This window comes from Vibrio iocasae, from assembly GCF_042245395.1.
Lineage (GTDB): Bacteria > Pseudomonadota > Gammaproteobacteria > Enterobacterales > Vibrionaceae > Vibrio > Vibrio iocasae.
Window position 1 is genome coordinate 196,396 of the sequence record NZ_CP145310.1, and the last position, 21,240, is coordinate 217,635.

20 protein-coding genes are annotated in these 21,240 nt (G+C 45.6%); 9 read left to right on the plus strand and 11 right to left on the minus strand.

The annotated features are described in order from the left end of the window. Positions 1-71: 71 nt before the first annotated feature. The 3 genes from SNR28_RS00860 to SNR28_RS00870 all read right to left on the minus strand — a co-directional run bounded on the left by SNR28_RS00860 (position 72) and on the right by SNR28_RS00870 (position 6,009). On the minus strand, positions 72-518 hold the full coding sequence (locus tag SNR28_RS00860) for a DUF1499 domain-containing protein (RefSeq protein ID WP_375749131.1): 447 nt from the start codon (positions 516-518) through the stop codon (positions 72-74). 52 nt (positions 519-570) lie between these two features. Further along, on the minus strand, positions 571-2,187 hold the full coding sequence (locus SNR28_RS00865; RefSeq protein ID WP_375749132.1) for an ethylbenzene dehydrogenase-related protein: 1,617 nt from the start codon (positions 2,185-2,187) through the stop codon (positions 571-573). A gap of 129 nt (positions 2,188-2,316) precedes the next feature. Further along, positions 2,317-6,009 carry a choice-of-anchor J domain-containing protein gene (locus SNR28_RS00870; RefSeq protein WP_375749133.1) on the minus strand — a complete coding sequence of 1,231 codons (3,693 nt, stop codon included), beginning with the start codon at positions 6,007-6,009 and terminating at the stop codon, positions 2,317-2,319. A 290-nt stretch (positions 6,010-6,299) separates the two neighbouring features. On the opposite strand from SNR28_RS00870, the gene SNR28_RS00875 reads away from it, so the two are divergent. Continuing rightward, on the plus strand, positions 6,300-7,211 hold the full coding sequence (locus SNR28_RS00875) for a DMT family transporter (protein WP_375749134.1): 912 nt from the start codon (positions 6,300-6,302) through the stop codon (positions 7,209-7,211). A 9-nt stretch (positions 7,212-7,220) separates the two neighbouring features. On the opposite strand, the gene SNR28_RS00880 is transcribed toward SNR28_RS00875, so the two are convergent. Both SNR28_RS00880 and SNR28_RS00885 read right to left on the minus strand, forming a co-directional pair. Beyond that, a complete protein-coding gene (locus SNR28_RS00880) occupies positions 7,221-7,826 on the minus strand; it encodes a LysE family translocator (protein WP_375749135.1) in 606 nt (201 codons plus the stop codon). Between the two features lie 68 nt (positions 7,827-7,894). Next, the gene (locus tag SNR28_RS00885) at positions 7,895-8,827 is read right to left on the minus strand and encodes a LysR family transcriptional regulator (RefSeq protein WP_375749136.1); all 933 of its coding nucleotides are present in this window, start codon (positions 8,825-8,827) and stop codon (positions 7,895-7,897) included. Positions 8,828-8,986: 159 nt separating this feature from the next. On the opposite strand from SNR28_RS00885, the gene SNR28_RS00890 reads away from it, so the two are divergent. From SNR28_RS00890 to SNR28_RS00910, 5 genes are read left to right on the plus strand one after another with little or no spacing between them, the layout of a single operon-like run. Then, positions 8,987-9,640, plus strand: coding sequence for an RraA family protein (locus tag SNR28_RS00890; RefSeq protein WP_375749137.1), 654 nt, complete (start codon positions 8,987-8,989; stop codon positions 9,638-9,640). 15 nt (positions 9,641-9,655) lie between these two features. After that, positions 9,656-10,333 carry an RraA family protein gene (locus SNR28_RS00895; RefSeq protein ID WP_375749138.1) on the plus strand — a complete coding sequence of 226 codons (678 nt, stop codon included), beginning with the start codon at positions 9,656-9,658 and terminating at the stop codon, positions 10,331-10,333. 1 nt (position 10,334) lies between these two features. Then, positions 10,335-10,973 (plus strand): RraA family protein, encoded by a 639-nt coding sequence (locus SNR28_RS00900; protein ID WP_375749139.1) that lies wholly within the window; start codon positions 10,335-10,337, stop codon positions 10,971-10,973. After that, positions 10,973-12,199 carry a pyridoxal phosphate-dependent aminotransferase gene (locus tag SNR28_RS00905; protein WP_375749140.1) on the plus strand — a complete coding sequence of 409 codons (1,227 nt, stop codon included), beginning with the start codon at positions 10,973-10,975 and terminating at the stop codon, positions 12,197-12,199. The genes SNR28_RS00900 and SNR28_RS00905 overlap by 1 nt, the downstream gene beginning before the upstream one ends. A 10-nt stretch (positions 12,200-12,209) precedes the next feature. After that, positions 12,210-13,028, plus strand: coding sequence for an alpha/beta fold hydrolase (locus tag SNR28_RS00910; RefSeq protein WP_375749141.1), 819 nt, complete (start codon positions 12,210-12,212; stop codon positions 13,026-13,028). Between the two features lie 83 nt (positions 13,029-13,111). On the opposite strand, the gene SNR28_RS00915 is transcribed toward SNR28_RS00910, so the two are convergent. The 4 genes from SNR28_RS00915 to SNR28_RS00930 form a co-directional block, all read right to left on the minus strand. Beyond that, positions 13,112-13,987, minus strand: a complete 876-nt coding sequence (locus SNR28_RS00915) for a radical SAM protein (protein WP_375749142.1) — start codon at positions 13,985-13,987, stop codon at positions 13,112-13,114. Between the two features lie 159 nt (positions 13,988-14,146). Continuing rightward, complete coding sequence (locus SNR28_RS00920) at positions 14,147-15,343, minus strand: patatin-like phospholipase family protein (protein WP_375749143.1); 1,197 nt, start codon at positions 15,341-15,343, stop codon at positions 14,147-14,149. A gap of 35 nt (positions 15,344-15,378) precedes the next feature. Continuing rightward, complete coding sequence (locus SNR28_RS00925; protein ID WP_375749144.1) at positions 15,379-15,627, minus strand: YdcH family protein; 249 nt, start codon at positions 15,625-15,627, stop codon at positions 15,379-15,381. 152 nt (positions 15,628-15,779) lie between these two features. Continuing rightward, positions 15,780-16,625, minus strand: coding sequence for an enoyl-CoA hydratase/isomerase family protein (locus tag SNR28_RS00930; RefSeq protein ID WP_375749145.1), 846 nt, complete (start codon positions 16,623-16,625; stop codon positions 15,780-15,782). Between the two features lie 214 nt (positions 16,626-16,839). On the opposite strand from SNR28_RS00930, the gene SNR28_RS00935 reads away from it, so the two are divergent. Next, positions 16,840-17,739, plus strand: coding sequence for a LysR family transcriptional regulator (locus SNR28_RS00935; RefSeq protein ID WP_375749146.1), 900 nt, complete (start codon positions 16,840-16,842; stop codon positions 17,737-17,739). An 83-nt stretch (positions 17,740-17,822) separates the two neighbouring features. On the opposite strand, the gene SNR28_RS00940 is transcribed toward SNR28_RS00935, so the two are convergent. Next, positions 17,823-19,613: an SgrR family transcriptional regulator gene (locus SNR28_RS00940; protein ID WP_375749147.1), complete on the minus strand. Its 1,791-nt coding sequence runs from the start codon at positions 19,611-19,613 to the stop codon at positions 17,823-17,825. Between the two features lie 164 nt (positions 19,614-19,777). On the opposite strand from SNR28_RS00940, the gene SNR28_RS00945 reads away from it, so the two are divergent. Together SNR28_RS00945 and SNR28_RS00950 are read left to right on the plus strand one after the other, a co-directional pair. After that, positions 19,778-19,957, plus strand: coding sequence for a hypothetical protein (locus SNR28_RS00945; RefSeq protein WP_375749148.1), 180 nt, complete (start codon positions 19,778-19,780; stop codon positions 19,955-19,957). Further along, the gene (locus tag SNR28_RS00950; protein ID WP_375749149.1) at positions 19,954-20,343 is read left to right on the plus strand and encodes a VOC family protein; all 390 of its coding nucleotides are present in this window, start codon (positions 19,954-19,956) and stop codon (positions 20,341-20,343) included. The genes SNR28_RS00945 and SNR28_RS00950 overlap by 4 nt, the downstream gene beginning before the upstream one ends. Before the next feature lie 45 nt (positions 20,344-20,388). On the opposite strand, the gene SNR28_RS00955 is transcribed toward SNR28_RS00950, so the two are convergent. Continuing rightward, positions 20,389-21,240: an SDR family NAD(P)-dependent oxidoreductase gene (locus tag SNR28_RS00955; RefSeq protein WP_375749150.1), complete on the minus strand. Its 852-nt coding sequence runs from the start codon at positions 21,238-21,240 to the stop codon at positions 20,389-20,391.

Below are 21,240 nucleotides of genomic sequence, written 5' to 3' on the forward strand. Positions count from 1 at the left end.
AATGCCCGGATGAACAGAACAAAAGCCTGTGCCAGTCACAGGCTTGTTTCGTTCAGTTCATCACCATGTGACTACTGGTTGAATTTTTCCCTGATCCTTTCTATACGTTCTCGATTAACACCAAAATCTTTTTTGCCAAGGCGAGAGGCAGATCTAACATGGATTACGGTCCTGTCATTGGCTTCCTGAACAAGGTAAAACTCTACATCATCAACAAACCGGAAGAACATTGAAGTGTATTCTGCGTCAACATAGTTATCAGCTGTAGCTAATGTCTTTGCACCTACTTCACCTTCAAGAATCTGTAAAAGTTTGTCGCGAGCATCCGCTTCGTTTCCCGAGTAAACAATGGGTTCAATAGAGTGTTCTTCACTACCCACTATTTGGCTGTTCACGCAATTTGGTGTATCTGGACAAGGCATGAGCATTCCATCGTTTAATCCCAATGTTGGGTTAGTACCAGAACAGCCAGCCAAGAGAATCAAGCTTGCGAAGGCTGCTAGATAGATTTTTTTCATAGTGGTTCCTGTTAGATTCCCTTCTTGTTTAATCTTAGCTGGTTATTTGATATCAGTTGATCACTAACCTTAACGGTCGTAACGAGTAGCTGTGACGAGTCTGAGAATGATCAAATGCAGCAACCCAAAGATAGATATCATCTTCAAGTGGCAAGTCATACTGGTTATCCACTTCCAGGCTACGCTTAATTTCCAGAGTCCAGACACCGTTGTCCCAGTCGGCTCCGGTGAAGACATCACCTCTACCTTTGGAGAACTGACCCAAAGTGATCACTGACGGGATAATCGTACCAATAGGATAGGTATCTCTGTCCGGGTTGTAAGCGACCGTCTCGTCCCACTTCATCCACCAACGGCCGTAATCAGATTTTTCGCTGTTAAGGTCGGTATTGCCCATCCTCTTGATAAAATTCGGGTCTGCTGGCAGACGTTTAGGCTGCACGGTATCGTCGCTGTATATCTTCCAGTTCATCACAAAACCACCACATTCGGGTTTGCGATGAAAGTCGCCCGCTTCATAGCGAACCAGATGTTCACAGTCAGGATCTTTCTGGTAACCCCCTGTGTAACGTTTGTATTCAGAATCAGACGGAGATGGCGGTCCGAAGTAGTTATCGTCTGCCTGACCGAAGCTCAATCCGGTACGTACGGCTTTCCAGTGCCAGACATCGGTATAGCTTCCGTCAGTGGTATAGTGCAGTCCTCGTTCTCCGGAAGACTTTGGATGCGCTTTAAGAGGCTTTTTACCTAAATGAGTTGTACCACCGCCAGCAAACTGATCGCTGGATGACAGCATTACGGCAAACTTATCCTCATAATATCGATTCTCATCGGCATTTTTCGCCGACGTTTGCACCACTTTCCAGCCATCTTCGGTTTTTATTAGTGGCAGGTGCTTCAGGCTGCGAGTGGTATCCGGCCATTGAAATAAGAAGTAGCCAGACTCACCATCATGAAACGCTCGTACAGACACTGTTACTTCAGACTGTTGTGCACCGTGGCGAGTGTGAACAATATGCTCCGGAACACTTTGCCATACCGATTCTCTCGCTTCGCCATCCAGCTCTATATCATGTTTTCGTTTCGCCAGTACCAAAGTATTGTCACTGGATTCCAGACTATAGCCAGCAAACACGATTAGGGCGGCAAGTAGTGCATAGACAGGGCGGAAGCTTTTGCTGTTTGGCACAAATACTTTCAGACTGTTAATCAGGCCACGGGATGTAATGACTAAAATCAGATGAAGAGCTAGATAGCCAGCGAATGCCCAGCATAGCGCCAGATGAATTTCGATAACTTCAGCCGCTGGGTTTAGCATCAAAATCGAGCCAGCGATACTATTAAGCAATAACAGTAATAATCCTAACCAATGTGAAGCACGAAACCACCCGGAGGCTTGCTCCCACCAGTTTCCGCTAAGATGTAGACGTTGCCAGCCTTTACGGATCAAAAAATTGATCAGGTAGTAGCTGGTGGCAAATATAAACGCAAAGGCCGCAAAGTAGTGCCATTGATGAACATTTCCTTCAGGCAATAGCCCGGCCAGAGAGCTGGCCAATCCATCTTCCCGGCTGGCGCTAATACGCAAACCAGTGAAGATGAGCACAAGCAGAGTCGGTAACCAGAATAGGTGGCTAAACCATGAAGGGATAAATGCTTTGCTTTTCATTATTATTCCTTGAACAACAAGACGTAGAAATGATTAAGCACCTGCTATTGCTAGCAGGTGCTTATTTTTATTCACTCAGGACATATTCGTTAGCACTGTGAAGCCCAACGAACAGGCTGAGTTTTACAATCATTTCGTCTTTCCAAAGGTGCTCAATTGCTTAAAGTTGTCGACACCCCAACGGCGGCCTTCGCCACCACCTGTACCAATAGAGGTATATCTGAAGGCAACATAGGCTTTCCCGCTGAATGAAGAGACATCAACAAGGTAGTTAGTCCAGGTTTCTGCAGGCAGAGTTGCTTCAGACTGATCAACCTTCAGAACTGTCCAGTTAAAGTCTGAAGAGGTTGGATCGCTCTTACCGTCGTAATCCGTAGAGATTAGGACTTCAAGCTCAGGACCTCCGTACTTCCAGTACAGGTCAAAACTGATCTGTGCGTTTTGCCAGTTCAGAATGAACAGTTGTGGAGAGATCAACCAGTCGTCACTTGCAGCATCTGCGCCAAAGCCATTTGCTACCGCAGCCAGTTCACCACCGCGCTCTTCGATGACCCATTCAGCGTTGCTGGCAACATTGAATGTAGAGAAGGTACCGAATGCACCAACAGTATTGAACTCTTCTTCAGCAAGCGTTGTTTGCTGAACCACACCTTCGATGTTGCGCTGAATCTCAGCGTTGGCAATACCGATTCGAGCACCGTCACCCGGGCCTACACCTTTCGATGTGTAAAGGAATGCTACGTGCACATTGCCTTCATAGCCTGCCAGAGAAACAGGTCCCATCGACATCCAGTCACCGTGCAGAGCAGGGAACTCAACGCCTAAGTCAGTCCATGTCGCTGTGGACGGATCTTTACCATCTGTGTAGTCGGTCGACACCATCACTTTCAGCATCGGACCACCATACTTCTGGTAGTAATCGAAGCGAACAGAAGCCATATCGTCGGCAGATAGCTCAGCTCCCGGGAAGATTAGCCAGTCTTCACTTGCTGTATCTGCACCGAAACCATTAATAATGGCACCATTTCGATCCGCTTGTGTACCCGCTTCCCAGTTAGCTGTACTTGCAACGTTGTAGTTCGTCCAGTCAGAAGGAACACCAGCCGACAGGTCGCTACCAACAATCGTGCTACCGACATAGTTACCACGTACAACAATGTTATCTACTCTCCAGCCACGGCCATCACCGCCACCAGTACCGGTAGAGATATAGTTGAATGCGATAGTCACGTTGTCACCAGATACGCTGCTCAGGTCAACCATTGTTGGCTCGAACGTGTACTGATTAACAGAAGGCTCTTCCCAGCAGAAGCCTGTTTCGCCGTTTTCACAAACCGGGATAGTCGTCCAGGTTGCAGATGAAGGATCGACATTTTTCGCTGCGTCGTAGTCCGTTGAGTATTTCACTTCGATCAGTGGTCCGTCATAGTTATATGCAGGATCGAACTCAAGCGTCTTGTTCGCGTAGTAAGACAGAGGCAGAGCAGGAAGGATCATCCAGTCATCTGATGGTGTACTTGCTCCGTAACCATTCATGTATGCAGAAGCATTGCCGTTATATGGCTTAACCACCCACGATTTGTCACTTGCCGCATCAAACATGGTTATAGCGCCAAAGCTTTCAGAGTCGAAGCGTTCTTCGAACAGTTTAGGCACTTCGTTCGAAAGTGTTGTAACAGTCACTTCTTCACTAACCGGAGCCAGGCCAGCTGCGCTGTATGGACGAACACGGTAGCTGTAGCTAACGCCTTCTGTCAGCATTGAATCACCAAAGCTGGTTGCGTCAGCTTCTAGTCGCCAGGTCAGAATCTCCCAGTTGCCATCAGCCACTTTACGCTCTAGCTGGTAGCCCACTTCGTTAAAGCTCTCTTCATCACTCCATGTGATGTCGATTTCACTGGTAGACTTCGCTGTAGCTTGAACTGTTGTTGCCAGTTCAGCAGGAACCTCGCCCTTGATGTTGGAAACGACCGCAGTCAGATCCATATCAAAACTCAGGTCAGAGCTAGTTAGGCCTGATTGGTGAACCTCAACAGCAATGGTGTTTTTACCATCTTTCAGAAGGTCAGCAAACAGAGGGTACTCGTAGTAAGTTTTCTCTGCTGCACCACCAATACCACTGGTCGCAAAAGTAGCGCTTGTTACATCACCTGATGGCATGTTGCTGCGAACTGCTTCTTTACCATTGATGTAAACCACAGCACCGTCGTCACGCAATAAACGCAGCGTTAGCTTGATAACTTTAGAGGCATCAGCAACAGTAAAGCTGTTTCGGAAGTAGGTAGTTGCATGTTTCTTGTCTGCATCGCCACCAAAGCTAACTTCCGTTTTTTCATCGCCGTCACCGTAGCCAAACTGGGCATAGCCTTTCGCCCATTTAGAGTCATTAAACTCTTCAGTCGTCCAGTCTGCTGGTGAGCTGCCATCATCCAGATATTTCCAGATAGATCCTGTGCCAACGAGCTGCTTATTGTCTATGTTTGCACCGATGAAACCAGTCTTAGGTAGATCAATGTAGCTACCTGACAGAGGAGCCCAAAGTGGCAGGCCAGCAGGCATAGCAAATGCGTTTTCATCCTGCTGATCTTGTGTCAATGCCGTGACAGAGCTTGTATCGATATTGATTCCAGCTGCGGCTTCTTCTTCAGAGCCGAAACGCACGGTACGGATGCGCATATTGTCAGGAGAGGCATGAACCAGCTTGAACTGCCAGAATGAGGCGCTGTCCATTGTCCACGGTTTGTCATCGTCGGTTGGACGAGTAGGAGCCCCCCAACTACCTTCACCGATTATCATTGCACCACGAGCATCGTCGCGCTTGAAGCTCTGATACGACCCTTCCTTGTCACTGACTACGACAGGGAATGTGTACTTGGTCATATGAGTATCAGACTCGATTAACAGGTCGAAATTGTTGTCTGTAAAGGTTTTTGCCCATGCATCGATACGGCCAGTACCTTCGGTTTTACCGCTGGTATGTGGGCGCATTGGTCTGTGGTAAGTACCGATCTTCCAATCAGCTGTTGATGAGGCTGCATCTTTAGCGAACTGTGACGTCTGAGAATCCCACGCTGCTGATGTCTGGTCACTGTATGCACCATAACCAACGCCAGGCTCAGTTTCGGAGTTCAGTGCGAAGATTTCCATCATCTCGCCACCCACATTCAGGGTGAAGTAGCCTTCTTCAGGGATACCAAATACTTCACGGGTCATGTCGATAACATCGTTTTCATGGTTACCGTGAATGGCAACGATTGGATAAACGCGGCCATCTTCACTTCGGCTGTACTGCCAGTCTTCTAGCCAGGTTACCCATTCATCATGAGTACCGTTGTCGGTGTAGTCACCGTTAAACAGTACAAACAGAGGGCGGATTTTAGAGACTAACTTGTTACCATCCTGACGCGGAGTCTGGTTAGTACGGGAGTCACCCCCGGCCACAAAGGTGAAGTCACCCGCTTCTGCAGGTGCAGTTTTGAACCAGGAAGTTTCGCTACAACCTTCTGAATCACAGATTTGGAAGTAATATGCGGTATCTGGTTTTAGGCCCTTGATCTCAGCAAAAGTGGTATCCAGAGTGGTACCTTTTGCGTCGTCAGGGTGTTGCATGGAAGTAGTTCGATCAGCATAGTGATAAGTCCACTTGGATTTGTCTTCAGTAGGGCCGTACGTCACTTTTGCTTCTGTGCCGCTTAGCTGTCGCCAGCCAATCGTTACTGTGCTTGATGGGTCGTCGACCCAGGCCAACCTTGGCAGATCACTTGCTGCGTATGCTTGATGACAAGCCCCTGCAACCAGTAATGCCAATATACGCTTGTTCATAGATATCTCCGTTTCTAGCTTGGCGTATTGTCAATTGATGCTATCAATGAGGGGAAATCCTATCCGGATAGTGATGACATCCAGGTTAAGGTATGTAGTATCGTTTATTAAATCAATAAGTAATGTGAATGCAATCGATTATTTAATATCGGTCTTGTATGTGGTTTGAGATTTAGGGTAATCCTATACCAATACAAGGAAATGGCTCAGGCTCTCAATGACACACTGAACGAAGAAGTTCTATAGTCAGCTTGGTTATGAGGAAGTATCGTTTATTTAAGGAATTCATAATGAATCGAGCGTTATTAAAAGCCCATCTGGCCGTTTTAACCGCTGTTGTTATCTGGTCGACATCTTTTATCGCTTTAAAAATCGCTGTTGGAGAAGTTGCTCCTATGGTTGTGGTTTTTTTACGTATGGCCACTGGCTCGCTGGCTTTTCTATTGCTATGGCCATGGATCCGTCACGGGATTAGCTATGAGACTGGGGACTGGAAACTTTTAGCTGGTATGGCGTTGTTTGAACCTTGTTTCTATTTTATTTTCGAGGCTCAAGCGATACGTTTTACCAGTGCTGGTCAAGCAGGGATGGTCACATCCATGTTGCCTTTAATGGTTGCTGTTGCGGCTTACTTTCTTTTAAAAGAGCGCAATACACCACGGCAATGGGGAGGTCTTATTATCGCAGTGATCGGTGTGGTATGGATGACATTGGGCGGTACAGAAAGTGAGCAAGCTCCAAATCCTGTGCTAGGTAATTTATTAGAGTTTGGAGCTATGGTCATGGCTGTGGGGTATACGCTACTAATTAAGCACCTAATTCAGCGATATTCGGCTTTTGTCCTGACTGCGATCCAGAGTTTTGTTGGTACTGCTTTCTTTTTACCACTTGCATTGGCTTCTGATTGGCCAACAGCGGTTTCGTTCGACGCCATTGGAAGTATCATCTATTTAGGTCTGGTTGTTTCTCTGGGTGGATATGGCATGTATAACTATTCGCTTTCCCATATTAAAGCTTCTACTTCAGCGGGTTATATCAACTTAATCCCTGCATTCACTTTGGTGTTTTCCATGCTCTTACTAGGTGAACGTCTGGTTGCAGCTCAATGGATTGCGATTGGTATTATCTTTTTTGGGGTTATTTTAAGTCAGGATAGAAAACCGCAGCTAAAGAAACAGGAAACTCAGAGCGTAACTGGCTAAACAAGCGACTCAAATGCCACATACCAGGTAGCCAGACAGAAGAACATACAATGCGGAGTTAATCTTATTGATCCACACTTGGTTATTTCCTGTAAACACGGAGCGTGCTTTATAAGCCAATAGCGCATAAGTCATATGGGCGCAGATAAAGGCTACACAAAATACCGAGATGAGTAGAGAAAACTGCATTGTGTAGTTTTTATTGTCATCAATAAAATGTGGAAACACAGAGCAAAAAAACAAAATGGCGTTTGGGTTAGAGAACTGCAAGATAAATCCTTCGCCGAACACCTTACGTTTTCGGAATGCCTGTGTCTTCACTTGCCCTGATGATGTTTTGTCTGTGAACCACAACTTTATTCCTAGATAAAGAAGGTAAGCGGCACCGCAGTAAGTGACTACATGAAAGGCCTGTGGAGAAGAGATCAATAGCAGTCCCAAACTGGTTGCTGATAAAACAGCAACAACACATACGCCTAGTGTTAGCCCTGAAATACCGATAACCGAACCGCGGAAACCAAAGTTGATGGCATTGCTGATTGATTTAAGAGTTCCCGGTCCCGGCATGTACACAACTGCCAGAGCAATGACAGCAAAACTAAAATATGTATCCAAAATGTGTCCTCATCTTATGATTCGGCACATTCTCACTATCTTGCTGCTTATAGTGAAATACTCTTTAACTAAGGCTCTGATACTAACTCAGTATCAGCACCATTGGTTTGTTCCATCAGCCACGCAACAGCGTAGTCAACCATTGGGTGGCTGCGCTCTGGATTCCAGACTAAAGCGGCAGTTACCACTGAGATAGACTCTTCTAGCGGGACTAGTTTTACGTTTTCAGGAATCATGTTCTCCATACTCATCGGGACAAACGCAACACCTTGACCACAGCTTACGTAAGCAATCTGAGCAGCAATCGAGCGAACTTCATATAAAATACGTGGATTAAAACCACAGTTGCGACAAGCTTCAGTTAAAAGGTCAAAGTAGGTTGGGTTTACTTGCCTGGATGACATAACAAACGCTTCATCTTGTAGGTCACTCAACTTAATCTGAGTATGGTTGGCCATCTGATGGTTAGCTGAAATCGCAATGCCTAACTTATCTTCGGACAAAGGGAGTGACTTCAGTTTATTGCACTGTTCGCCTTCGACACGCACAAACGCAAGATCGAGCTTTCCTGTAGACAATGCATCAAGCGCTTCTGCGCTATCTATCTCGTTGACAAAAATGGTGACTGTCGGGAACACCTGTTTAAAGTGCTCTATTAATCCTGGCACGACTTCAAACATGGCGGATGTAATGGAGCCAATGTGAAGTACACCAGACTGACCGTTCGCGACTTCTTTCACGGTCTGTTCTAGAGAGAACATATGATCTGCAAAGCTTCTGACTAGTGGGAGAATCGCTTTACCAGCAGGACTTAGTTTAGTGCCTCTTCGAGAGCGTTCGAAAAGCGTTAACTTAAGTGATTGCTCCAACACTTTGATTTGTTCCGTTAAAGGAGGCTGAGACATCCCTAAACGTTTATCTGCACGCCCAAAATTCTCTTCTTCAGCGACAATTAGAAACAGATATAACTTTTTGATTAACCGATAATCGATTTTGCTCACAAGCATCATGCCCTCTTAAATTTGCTGTAGTCATAGCATCATAGTAGTCAATTTTGTAATACGTTTTTCGTATCACAGAGATACTTGAATAGAAATTTACATATCATCACAAGATTAAATAATAGACTCAACAGTTATTACGCAGAGGTCTATATTTTTATGCACTCTTCTCTACTTGAACGTCTAGATAAATTAGACACAAATACCGTTTCGGATGCTTTGGATTTTCTTGGTCTTTCTGGAGCTACTTTTGGTGTCCGTCCTCTTTGGGATTGCCCAAAAATTGTCGGTCGAGCGAGTACGATAAAGCTTGGACCTAAAAAAGATGAAAAACCGGCTCAACATCTGATCACGCCCGTCATTGACGCTATTACAACTAACGACAGAATTCTGGTTATCGCTGGTGGTACACCGGGCATTTCATGCTGGGGAGACATCATTGCTAACGCTGCGACCGTTAAACACATTCGCGGGAGCGTGATCGATGGTTGCTCACGAGATATTGAAGGGAGTGAATCTATTGGTTATCCGCTCTATGGCAAAGGGATCACCATGATAAGTGCGCGCAACCGTGTTGTTCAGTACGACTCGGGATGTGAGATTGAGTTTAGCGGCGTAAAAGTTAACGAAGATGATTACGTTATCGCTGATCGCTGCGGTACGGTATTTGTTCCTCAAGAGCATATTGAAGCGGTGCTTGATATGGCGGAGAAAATCGACCGACGTCAAGAACGTATGGTGGAAGAGGTGCGACAAGGGCGCAGTGTTGCTGAAGTGATGCATGACTCTCAGTTCGAAGCCATCAACAAGTAAACAGAGGAAATATCTATGAGTACAGAACATCACGTTTTAGATAACGCAGCCCTTTGTGAGCTGTTTACTGGTTTAGATACTGCAGGTATCTCGGATGCCCTGGATAAGCTAGGGATTCACGGTCAGGCACTGGATATTATGCCGCTGCAAGACTATGCAACCCCGGTTGTAGGTATCGCCTTTACGGTGAAATATGTTCCGGCAGGAATTCCAGCTGGCACCGTTGGTGATTATATCGATGATGTTTCTCCAGAGAACATCGTAGTTATTGACAATGACGGACGCACTGACTGTACAGTCTGGGGCGATATTCTTACTCAGTACGCAGGTATCAAAGGAATCAAAGGCACGGTGATCGACGGTGTTTGCCGCGATGTAAACAAGGCGATTTCCGACCAGTACCCGGTATTCAGTAAAGGTCGCTTCATGCGAACCGGTAAAGACCGCGTTGAAGTAGAGTCTGTTAACCAAACTGTCACCATCGGCACCGTACGAGTGAGTGCAGGTGATGTCATTATCGGTGATGCCAGTGGCGTCGTTGTCGTGCCACAAAAGCATGCGCAGCATGTGGCTGAGGTTGCGCGTCAGATCGAGGATGTTGAGTCAAAGATTCGTGAGCAAATTCAGCAAGGAAAAACCATCAAACAAGCTCGAGAATCGCTTGGTTACCACACTCTGCAAAGGAAACAGTGATATGACATCAGCATACTCTTCACAGCAGTTGGAACTGGCTCTGCAACTGGGTACATCGACACTTTTTGAAGCTTCTGGCCTGAAAAACTGTGCGCTAGACAGCCAGATTCGTCCGGTGTGGGCTGGAGCGGAAGTGTCTGGTCCGGCATTTCCAGTAGCTTGCGCTCCGGGTGATAACCTATGTATTCAACTCGCTTTAGAACAGGCACCGGAAGGCAGTATCCTGGTAGTAACAACAGATAACTTCATCGCGGGTTACTGGGGAGAAGTGTTGTCGGTCGCTGCGAAAGCACGAAATATCAAAGGTCTGATTATTGATGGCGGTGTACGCGATATCAGTGCGCTGCGAAAACACCAATTTCCCGTTTTCAGTAGAGGCATAAGTGTGCGAGGAACTTTCAAGGATACGTTTATTTCTGTCGGCGAACCGATAGAGATTACAGGTACACCGGTATCAAGTTGTGACCTTGTGATAGCCGATGAAGATGGTGTCGTCATACTGCCAGCAGATAAAGCAGAAACTATCATGCAAAAAGGTGTCGAGCGCGAAGAGAAAGAACGCGTGATGATGAACCAGTTAATGGAAGGTGCGACTACGGTTGAGCTTATGGGGCTTCAGGCAATGAGGGAGAAAATCTGATGGATAACAACACACGTTTAAATTACTTTCTTCAGCAGTCCAAGCCTTCGGCCACTTATAAAGTTATAGACAAGGTCGCTGAAAAAAAAGCACGTGGAGAAGTGATCATCTCACTCTCTGCGGGGGAACCAGACTTCGATACTCCAGCGCATATCGCAGAAGCTGGAATCGAAGCGATTAAAGCCGGACACACGCGCTATACGCAGGTTGCTGGTCTGGCTGAACTGCGCAAGGCTGTCGCGAAGAAGTTTACTCAGGAAAATGGTATCGAAACCGACTGGCGTGAAACCATCATTTGCACCGGTGGTAAGCAAGTTCTGTTTAACGCTTTGGCAGCGACGCTGAATGTTGATGACGAAGTTATCATCCCAGCGCCTTATTGGGTGAGCTATCCGGATATGGTCACTGTATGCGGTGGTAAGCCGGTCACAGTAAAGTGTGAACGGGATAACCAGTTTAAGTTAACCGCAGAGCAACTTAATAAAGCAATCACACCTAAAACGAAGTGGCTTATTCTCAACTCACCATCAAATCCTACCGGTGCGGTTTATTCTCGGGATGAGTTGGTTGCGTTGGCGAAAGTATTAAAACAGCACCCTCATGTGCATGTATTGTCCGACGATATCTACGAACATCTGATCTTTGATGGTAAAAAACACGTAACCTTTGCACAGGTCGCTCCGGAGCTTGCAGAGCGAACATTGACAATGAACGGTGTTTCAAAAGCTTACGCTATGACAGGGTGGCGCATCGGTTTTGGTACGGGGCCTAAGTGGCTGATCGATGCTATGACCAAGCTGCAAGGACAGCAAACCTCCGGGGCTTCCAGTATTGCTCAACACGCTGCCCTTGCTGCCCTTCAAGGACCACAAGATTTTATCCAAACAGCTAAACATACTTTTCAAGCGCGTCGTGATTTAGTGGTACAACTTCTTAATCAGGCAGAAGGCATTGAGTGTGATGTGCCTGACGGAGCGTTTTATGTGTTTGCAGATTGTAGCGGCCTGATTGGAAAAGCAACTCCAGATGGTAAACAATTAAATAATGACGAGGATGTTGCAACTGCTATTCTAGAGAGCACTAATGTGGCAGCCGTCCCAGGGAGTGCCTTTGGACTTGGTCCATTTTTGAGAGTTGCCTATGCACTTGATAACGATTCATTAGTCGAAGCTTGTACTCGAATCCAACAATTTTGCGCATCTTTGATTGATGAGAGCAATCAGTAAGGTAATGACAATGGATAAGAACATCCCCACTTTTGACTCAGTAACCATTCCTTTGCTGATAGACAATGTAAAGCTAGAGGTATCAGCAATATATAGAAAAGGGAAGAAGCCACCTCTGGTATTCCTGCATGGTTTCGGCTCAACCAAAGAAGATTATGCCGATATCATCTTTTGTGAAGAGCTGAACGAGCACGGGTTTATCGCTTATGACTTCCCCGGCTGCGGTGAAACAAGTTGTTCAGATCTTAACGCCATCTCTATTCCGTTTTTTGTAGAAACGGCTTTGGCTGTTTTGAGTTACTTTGGTGTTGATAAGTTTCACCTTGTCGGTCATTCCATGGGTGGGCTTACCTCGCTTATGCTGGCCCACCAAAACAGAGACAGAGTGTTAAGCTTCACCGATATTGAAGGCAATATCGCTCCAGAAGATTGTTTCTTAAGCCGCCAGATAGTGAACTACCCGGCAGAGAATGCTACAGAATTTTTTGATGAGTTTATTGCAAGAACACGTCATGCTCCAGACTTTGCCAGTGCGTTGTACTCCGCTAGCCTGCGTCATAAGGTACGAGCTGAAGCGGTAAAACCTATCTTCACATCTATGGTAGACCTGTCAGATAACGGTGAGCTAATGGAGAAGTTCCTTGGCTTGCCATGCCCGACCATGTTTATGTATGGCGTGCAAAATCGCAATCTTTCATACCTGCCACATATTGAAGCAAAGGGAGTAACGCTCGCTGAAATCCCAAGTTGTGGTCATTTCCCAATGTACTCGAATCCAACTGCTATGTGGCAGTACATTTCAGAAACGGTCAGAGCCGTTTCAGCATAAGTTTTCTATCCGGACTCCTTCGGAAGTTTTTGCCTGCTACCGCCAGTAGCAGGCTTTTTTATATAGAGAAAAGGCCCTACCTGCTACCAGGCGAAAGTTTCTATCACGTTTTTCTGAGTAATAGGGTTGTGTGCGATCTGCTTATTGATATTGTTCAGGAATGGCTCTTTGGCCTGTGGCCATACACCGCGCATAGAGGCGATGTTGTTGCCGTGGTCTCCCCAGTAGTAACATGGAAAATCGTCCATATTTTCCAGCAGGTATTTTTCTTCTTCCAGAATTTGCAAAGGAGTCGGGAGTGTAAACTCGCCACGTTGTACTTCTCTTTCCAGCTCTGAGCCCGGCTGAATTGCCAGCGCCATTGGAGCGATTGCGTCCGGACGCATGATGTTCAGCAAGCTGGTGGTATTGATCGCGTGCTCTTTTGAACGTTCTTTACCACCCAGACCAAAGATAAATGAAGCCAGTACCTTGATGCCTGCTTCGCGTGCCATTGCCATACCTTCAATCGCGTGCTCGCGAGTCATACGCTTTTTGATGCGCTCAAGTACAATTGGGTCACCAGATTCAAGACCTGAATAAGCAGTCGTTACACCTGCAGAACGAATCTCTTTGAGTTCGTCAACAGACTTGCGGCGGAAATCGTTAAAACCGGAGTAAAGAGCAAGGTTTTTCAACTCCGGGAAGGTGGACTTAACCTTTTCCACGATTTGAAGCAGCTTCTCTGTTCTCATTGCCATGACATTTCCATCAATCAGGAAGATTGATTCAACATATGGATAGAGCTTCCGAGCTTCGTCGATATCTTTAAACACATCTTCTACATCACGGACGCTGAAACGCTTGTCATCGAACATGGTGCAGAAGGTGCACTGGTTGTTACTGCAACCCAGTGTTGTTTGAATCAGCAGGCTTTCTGCTTCCATCCAAGGACGATAGATCTTACCTTCGTAATGCATAATTAATTCCTCAACGTATTTTGTACGACTGAGTCTAACAATGGTTGATATTCTTGATAATTGGCTCTTTATAGGAATCAGTATTAAAGAAAAATTAATAATCTTCATATCGAACAGAAAACCACTTCTCTGTAGTTACTCAAAGAAGCGGTTTGTTGTTTAAAATCTTAGATCCTGACTTGGCGTAACGTTATTAAAGCCTGGTGGTTTGTCATGCCACAGCATATCGGATAGCGTTAGCGTGTAGCCGAAGTGATAGAGTTCGTTCATAAATTCCGAATCAAACAGTTTGTCTTTCGACATCTCCTTGTTCAGTGAAGCATCTACAAAGGCGAAGTTAAACGTCATGTTTGCAGCAGTCGCTTTTTCGTAGATACGTAGTACGTCACTGCGTCCTTGATATTTCATTATGGTGTATATTGAACGTTCAACCACATAAGAGAGCGAGTGTTCTGATGTTGTCCACTGGGGCAAGAACTCTCCGTTGGTAATAACGTAAACATGGGAGTTGTTTCTGTCCCCGTTATCTGGAGACCAGTCACCCTCGAAGGTAACCGCATCATTGAAGCAGAAAACCTGCCGGGTAACACCACCGTCAACATGCAGTTCCTGATAGGTAACACCGTCAATCTCAACATCTATCTGAACCGGTTGGAAAAGGCCAGGGATGGCAGCAGATGCGAGTACCACGTCTTCAAACAACTTTTCTGATTCTTCCGTTCCTATCTGCGCAATCTCCCCCATGTTCCAGATCGAGAGACGCTGACTGTCGAGGTGTGTTGTTCCTACGAGTAACAGGCGACCTTTATTGTACTCTTGCCCAATTTTATCAAGGATCTCTGGTGTTATCGTATCCCTGACTTTTTTCTGCAATGGAGAGGTATCCAGCAGCGCGCTTTTATTGAATAGGGAGAAAATATTGTACGAATCGAAGATGTCTTTATCATCAGTATTTGTATAGAGATCTGTCAAGACATCATCATACTCAGAACCAAGGTACGCAAATACCGCAACAATGGCACCGGTACTAATACCTGTTACTGTATCGAATTCAGGGCGTTCGCCGCTGTCACTCCAGGCAGTCAGAATGCCACTAGAGAATGCCCCATTGCCTCCACCTCCGGAAGTCGCAAGAAAGTTAAATTCTTTGCCCGGCTTCCAGCGAAGTTTGTTCTGTTGGTCGTACATTTCAAAGATGCCATCTTCAATATCGCCCCAGTACCTGATCTTGTTGTCGTTCAATAGACGAACTTCTGCCTGAAGCTCCTCAGGAACAGGGACATGTTTTGGTTTTGAACTGCATCCAGCTAGGAAAAGCAGAAGCCCAAAAGCTGCGAATATATCTCTTAGTTTCATCTTTTACTCCGAATTTCTCCCGAGGTTTTATCTTGTTACTTAGCGCGGTTTTGAAGCAGGCGCTGGTAAAGAGAATCTTTAAGCACAGAGCGTTCATGTTTCATCTGATGCATAGAGCCATCCATAATGGGAGCGCCGTTTAGCTCCAGTTTGCGAATTTCTTCATCAAGAGTGTTATATTTTTTAGTGTCAGCAGCGAACGCTTTGTTCTCAGCAACCAGTGTTGAAATAAGTGCTTTAAATTCAGGGAATTCATTAAGCAACGAGTGATTTTCACCTAACATATTGGGCCTTTTGTTATATGTACGATTTAATAGAAAGTGAGTGTAGCAATACAAAAAGCGTTGATAATCACGCCCAACCCTGAAACTCTTTCAATTATTTTCTGAGAATTAGACGGACTATCAACGTATTACTTGTGGTCTGCTGGTTTTACTTAGTTAATTTCCTGAACGTTAACAACAAGATCTTCCCAGTTACGCTGGTTTTCGATATCGTGCTCAAGACCTTTCTCGTCAGCAATAGCAAAGCGTTTAACCGCAGGCGTTTTACTTGTTGCCTGGTATAGCCAGTACGCTTCCGCCTTTAGTGCTTCCTCAATTGGTTTGTCGATAGATTCATAAACGGCTTGCTTGCAAGCATTGATTGATTCTGCAGGGAAAAGAGCGATACGTTTTGCAAGTGCATCAACGTATGGACCGATCTCATCAGGGTCCAGTGCTTTGTTGATTGTGCCGTATGCTTCTGCTTCGTCAGCAGTGAAGTCACGTGCACTTAGGATGATTTCAAGAGCGCGGCCTAGGCCTGTCTGGCGAGCCATGCGAGATGCACCACCACCACAAGGAAGGATTCCCATACCTACTTCCATCTGCATAAACTTATACTTGCCACGAGCTGCGAAACGCATGTCACACGCTAGTGCAAACTCGTGACCGCCCCCACGAGCAAAACCTTCAAGCTTAGCAATCGTTGCCTGAGGAACTTTACTGATTCGCTCAAGAACAGATTGCAGGTCTAGCAGCTTCGCTTCGTCGCGTGATACAGCTTCAGTTGACATCTCTTTCAGCAAGTTAGTGTCGTAGTGACAAACCCAAATTTCAGGGTTCGCAGATTGAAAAACAACAACTTTCACACTGCGGTCACGCTCCAGGCGAAGTGCGAGACCATTTAGGTCTGCCAGCATTTCCTGTCCCTGTACGTTTACAGAACCGTAGTCAAAAGTAACCGTTAGGATTGCTCCATCCTGTGCTGCGGTAAAAGTAGTGTAGCCTTCGTAAGCCATTTTCATTTTCCTTGTTTATAGTGAGATTAAAAGTTGAGCATGGGGTCAGACCCTAGCGCAAAATCAGAATAGCAACGGCAGCATGGGATGATAATTGACCAATTTGCCGAAATAGATTTAAAAAATATTTAATAATCTCGACTAAAAATAATCTTGTGTTTGCAATTTTTGAACAATAGACTCATTGCTATATAGAATTATCAGGTTGCAACAGATGAACATTGAACACCTCAAACTCTTCGTACGAGTGGCTTCAACACACAACATCAGCCAAGCAGGCCAGGAGCTTGGGTTGTCGGCACCTCTAGCGAGCATGCACCTTAGTCGCCTTGAAGAAGATCTGGGTGCACGCCTTATCCATCGAACCACCAGAAAGGTATCATTGACCGAGGAGGGGATGGCTTTTCTTCCCCACGCTGAAGAGATACTCGCGACTATCGATACAGGACGTGCGTCAGTAGGAACAGGAAGTACTAAACCGAAAGGTACTCTTAGAATTACGGCACCAGCATCATTTGGACGCATGCACCTTATGCCAGCACTAAAGGGCTTTCTGACTCAGTATCCGGAACTTTCTGTCGATATTCGCCTTACCGATTCCATTGTTGACTTGGTTGAAGGTGGGTTTGATGTGGCAATCCGTAATGCAAGGCTTCAGGACTCTACTCTGATAGCTAAGAAGTTAGCGGTGGACAAACGCATTATGTGTGCTTCACCGGAATATATTGAAGAGTTTGGGCTACCTGAAAGCCCAGAAGATCTTAAAAACCACAAGTGTATTAATCAGGCGGGTTTGGAAACCTGGTCATTTAATGTAGACGGCAATTCTGTCAATGTGCGGATTAAAGGGAACATCCGTGTTGACCATGGTGAAGCCGTTCGTGACGCTTGTGTAAATGGGTTGGGTATTGCGATGTGCGCAACCTGGATTGCATACAATCACCTTAAAAGCGGTGAGCTGGTACAAATTCTTGAAGATTATCCTCTGCTTGATGAAGCTGCTATCTGGGCGGTATATCCAAGTTCTCGACTACTTGCTCCCAAGGTAAGAGCTTTTATCGATTACTTTGCTGGTTTTTATGGTGAACCTCCTTATTGGGATGCTGACATCTGACCGTCATCTCATAAGCCAGTTATGGCATTACTGGCTTATGGTTATGAGAAACTAACTTGTTTTTCGTGGGAGCTGTTTGAAGATCAATCAGCCCATACATCCCTAAGTTCAGGCCAGCCCCAGACATTAATGGATACGCTCTTTAGTACCCCTTCAAAACGTAACGTTTGTTTGTGGTGAAACATGGGTATCAGATGGTGCGATGTGATGAGTGCCGAGGCGATGGATTCCAGTTCTTTCATGTAAGACGTTGCGAGTTGATTGCTTCTCACATCGTATAGCTTTTGTTCTAGCCACTCTCTGGTCTCTTTGCTTAAGCATTGATTTAAAACTGGATTCGAAAGCATCCAGCAAAATGCAGATACTGGTCGATTGTCGTCCAGGTTCATACTCGTCATAACAATATCTTCAGTGAGTGCCTGATTTCTGGCCTTTTTGTAGAACGTATCGAAAGAGTATGTGTTGATGGTGCATGTCACTCCAACCTTACTCAGTATCACCGAAGTTGCCTCAGCGCATTTTTGTAGAGCGTGGTGCTCGAATATCGCTATGGTCAGGTTCTCTGGTAGTGGATGAATCGACTTTCCTGTCGGTAACATTTTCATCCAGCCCGGAAGCAGATTGTAGGCTGGTACTGCTTCCACATTGTTTTTGGTATTACTGAGTTCCTCAAGCAGGTGGTCGGCATCAAAAAGTTGGCTTAGATACTCGCGCTGTAGAAGAGATAGGTTAGCACTATCATTCACAATCGCGAGTAGACAACCCTCTTCAATCCGGCTTTTTAACGTATCTTCGTCAGGTTGATTTGTTTCGCTTTCCTTAGCCCCCTCGACCGAAAGGTAATTCGAGCATAAGGATTCCGACTGTTTAGGTGTTGGCTCTTTGGGAGATAGCTGTTTTGTAATACCCGCTTGCAGCTTTGTGTCGCCGAATACATCGTCGTTGTGAGTCGGAAGTTGCCATACAGTCACGGTGTCAGTAAGCGCTCGAAACCCGTGATAACCCTCATACGCTTGCAGAGTAAGGCGTTGATCGCTGTGCTCCTGCACCTGAAATATACCGCTACCAATGACTGAATTTGGTATTCCTGAAAGCTGGTGGGATGGCTGAATCGAATACTTAATGTCTGACATTAACGCAGCAAAATCAGCGTCAGGCTTGCTCAGTACGAACTCCACACACAGTGAGTTAGGCGCATTGATAGATTCTATATGAGCCAGTTCCTTTTCATATAGAGGAAGGGTTCGCAGTTGCTCAAACAGCGTGACAACTTCTGTTGAGGTAATACTTGTACTGTCGTGAAACCTAAGGTGAGGGCGAAGATAGAACTTCCAGCTTAGTTTTGTATCGTCAGATATCCAGTGGTGAGCCAGTTCTGGTTCAACTTCTCCACTTTCTGTGCAGTGAGTTAGGCAGCTATACACCTGCCGCAAAAGGAAACGTTCACTGTTTCTCAAAGGCGTATGAGGAAGGAGAGGTGAGAACACTCGATCATAGGTAAGCTGAATATGCAGTCGACCTTGCCGTCTCTGAGTTCCGGACGTGTTTTTGAGTAACTGTGCAAACAGCTCTTGATTGTTGTCGATAGCTTCTAGTGCTTTCTCGTACTTGCCTTTGGAAATTAATCGTTGAGCGAGTTCAGATTTCAACTTTTCCAGGCTGTAAACAAGATAGAGGCGCGAACGCTGATTTCGACCAGCTTTAGGCGTCCACTCAATCCAACCTGTTTCATGCATCTGTTTCAACAAGGTACGGCAATGTCGGGGGCTGGTGAATAATACTTCTGCAACCTCAGGAAGAGTAATAAAGATCTCTTTGTTTACCCCCAGCTTAGTTAAGCGGGAGAAGTAAAGTAACTGCCGGTTGTCACTCAAAATAGGTTCCCTTATTCGTGTTTACTTCCTTATTTAGCCTCTATTTATAGAAATAGTGCTGTTTTTAGCAAGGCTACGCCTATATGCGGAACTAAACAATAATAAATGCTCTGTTTTTGTGTCCTGTTTTATCTCCATACTTAAACATATTCAGGGGAGGGGACATGATGACTATATTCGAACGTTTTATGAAAAAACTGAACTCAGATGCTCTTGCACACTATTACCAACGCCGTCTAGAAAATGGCAAAAGCAGGGTGGAAATAGAGGCTATCCTTTATACACAATCTTTACTTTCTTTGTACGAGTGGGATGAAGAAAATCATAGCGAGGAACTAAAATGAAAATCGAACACGTTGCGATCTGGTGCAAAGATCTTGAGCTAATGAGAGATTTCTACCAAACGTACTTCAATGCAAAAAGCAACGATAAGTACGTGAACCAGAAAAAAGGTTTTTCATCTTACTTTTTAACTTTGCCTGAAGGCGCTCGGCTTGAACTGATGAAGATGGATTCTATTGAAGTGCTTGGAGTTGAAGCATACAAACAGTTTACCGGGTTAGCGCATATCGCCTTTCAGGTTGGGTCAGTTGAAAAGGTCGATGAAATGACAACGGCTTTAACTTTAGATGGCGTAGAGATTATCGGGCAACCGCGCTGGACCGGAGATGGCTACTATGAGGTTGTATTGCTGGATCCGGAAGGGAATCATTTGGAGCTAGTTGCTTGATTATTAAGAAGCCCAAAGTGACTAGCTTTGGGCTTTGTACGCTATTTATAACCACGGTAAGCATTGACCAAAGGTAACCAGTTCACCATGAGGTTCTTTTGCTCCGGCTTTGGTCAACAACAGATCAACGACAGCAATAGCGGCATCATCTGGTGAGCGGGCATCCTGCATATTGTCGAACCATGGCCTGGACGCATCGGTATCAACAAGGCCAGGGCAGGTGGCATTGATAAGGATGTCGTCATTCGCGCGAGATTCACTGATCATTCGTGCAGCAATACGTGCTGTGGCAACCTGACCTATTTTAGATGGAATGTTGATCCACTCGGGCCAGCCTTCGTTTTGCGCGCGTCCGCTTTCAAGCGATTCCACATAAAGATCCATGCTCTCTTCGATTTGGTCCAAGGACATGGTGTCTGTATCAAACAGGCTGTGTAGATTTTCAGGCAGATAGTTAAGCTGACCAAACGCACTAGCAACCATGACGTAGCGAGCTCCTTTGTTCAGAAGCGGCCACAACGCTTCAAGCAAAGCTTTTGAACCGTGATTGTTGGTATTCACAAATGCACGAACTTGCTCAGATTGAGGGATCTCTTTCGTAATACGCGCAGCAGCATTCGATGCAACGATATCAATACCTTCGTGTCGATACGTAAGAAGACCCACAAGAGCGCTGATCGAGCCCTCATCAGTAACATCGAGCTGAATAACTTCAACTTTAGCGTTGGTTTGACCCAACTCTTTTAAAGCTGCAACGCCTCGCTCAACGCTGCGAGAGCAAAGATATACGATATCTTCGGAAGATAACCGGTTTGCTAACCCTTTAACAATGGCTAAACCAAGTCCCTGATTCCCACCAGTAACTAGCGCAACCTTACCTTTGTTTGTTTGAGACAT

Coding starts and splice junctions, on each gene's coding strand:
- SNR28_RS00905 (WP_375749140.1), top strand. CDS start 10,973: ATGGATAACAACACACGTTTAAATTACTTTCTTCAGCAGTCCAAGCCT.
- SNR28_RS00930 (WP_375749145.1), bottom strand. CDS start 16,625: ATGGCTTACGAAGGCTACACTACTTTTACCGCAGCACAGGATGGAGCA.
- SNR28_RS00900 (WP_375749139.1), top strand. CDS start 10,335: ATGACATCAGCATACTCTTCACAGCAGTTGGAACTGGCTCTGCAACTG.
- SNR28_RS00950 (WP_375749149.1), top strand. CDS start 19,954: ATGAAAATCGAACACGTTGCGATCTGGTGCAAAGATCTTGAGCTAATG.
- SNR28_RS00895 (WP_375749138.1), top strand. CDS start 9,656: ATGAGTACAGAACATCACGTTTTAGATAACGCAGCCCTTTGTGAGCTG.
- SNR28_RS00865 (WP_375749132.1), bottom strand. CDS start 2,187: ATGAAAAGCAAAGCATTTATCCCTTCATGGTTTAGCCACCTATTCTGG.
- SNR28_RS00920 (WP_375749143.1), bottom strand. CDS start 15,343: ATGAAACTAAGAGATATATTCGCAGCTTTTGGGCTTCTGCTTTTCCTA.
- SNR28_RS00935 (WP_375749146.1), top strand. CDS start 16,840: ATGAACATTGAACACCTCAAACTCTTCGTACGAGTGGCTTCAACACAC.
- SNR28_RS00915 (WP_375749142.1), bottom strand. CDS start 13,987: ATGCATTACGAAGGTAAGATCTATCGTCCTTGGATGGAAGCAGAAAGC.
- SNR28_RS00875 (WP_375749134.1), top strand. CDS start 6,300: ATGAATCGAGCGTTATTAAAAGCCCATCTGGCCGTTTTAACCGCTGTT.
- SNR28_RS00860 (WP_375749131.1), bottom strand. CDS start 518: ATGAAAAAAATCTATCTAGCAGCCTTCGCAAGCTTGATTCTCTTGGCT.
- SNR28_RS00910 (WP_375749141.1), top strand. CDS start 12,210: ATGGATAAGAACATCCCCACTTTTGACTCAGTAACCATTCCTTTGCTG.
- SNR28_RS00890 (WP_375749137.1), top strand. CDS start 8,987: ATGCACTCTTCTCTACTTGAACGTCTAGATAAATTAGACACAAATACC.
- SNR28_RS00870 (WP_375749133.1), bottom strand. CDS start 6,009: ATGAACAAGCGTATATTGGCATTACTGGTTGCAGGGGCTTGTCATCAA.
- SNR28_RS00925 (WP_375749144.1), bottom strand. CDS start 15,627: ATGTTAGGTGAAAATCACTCGTTGCTTAATGAATTCCCTGAATTTAAA.
- SNR28_RS00955 (WP_375749150.1), bottom strand. CDS start 21,240: ATGTCTCAAACAAACAAAGGTAAGGTTGCGCTAGTTACTGGTGGGAAT.
- SNR28_RS00945 (WP_375749148.1), top strand. CDS start 19,778: ATGATGACTATATTCGAACGTTTTATGAAAAAACTGAACTCAGATGCT.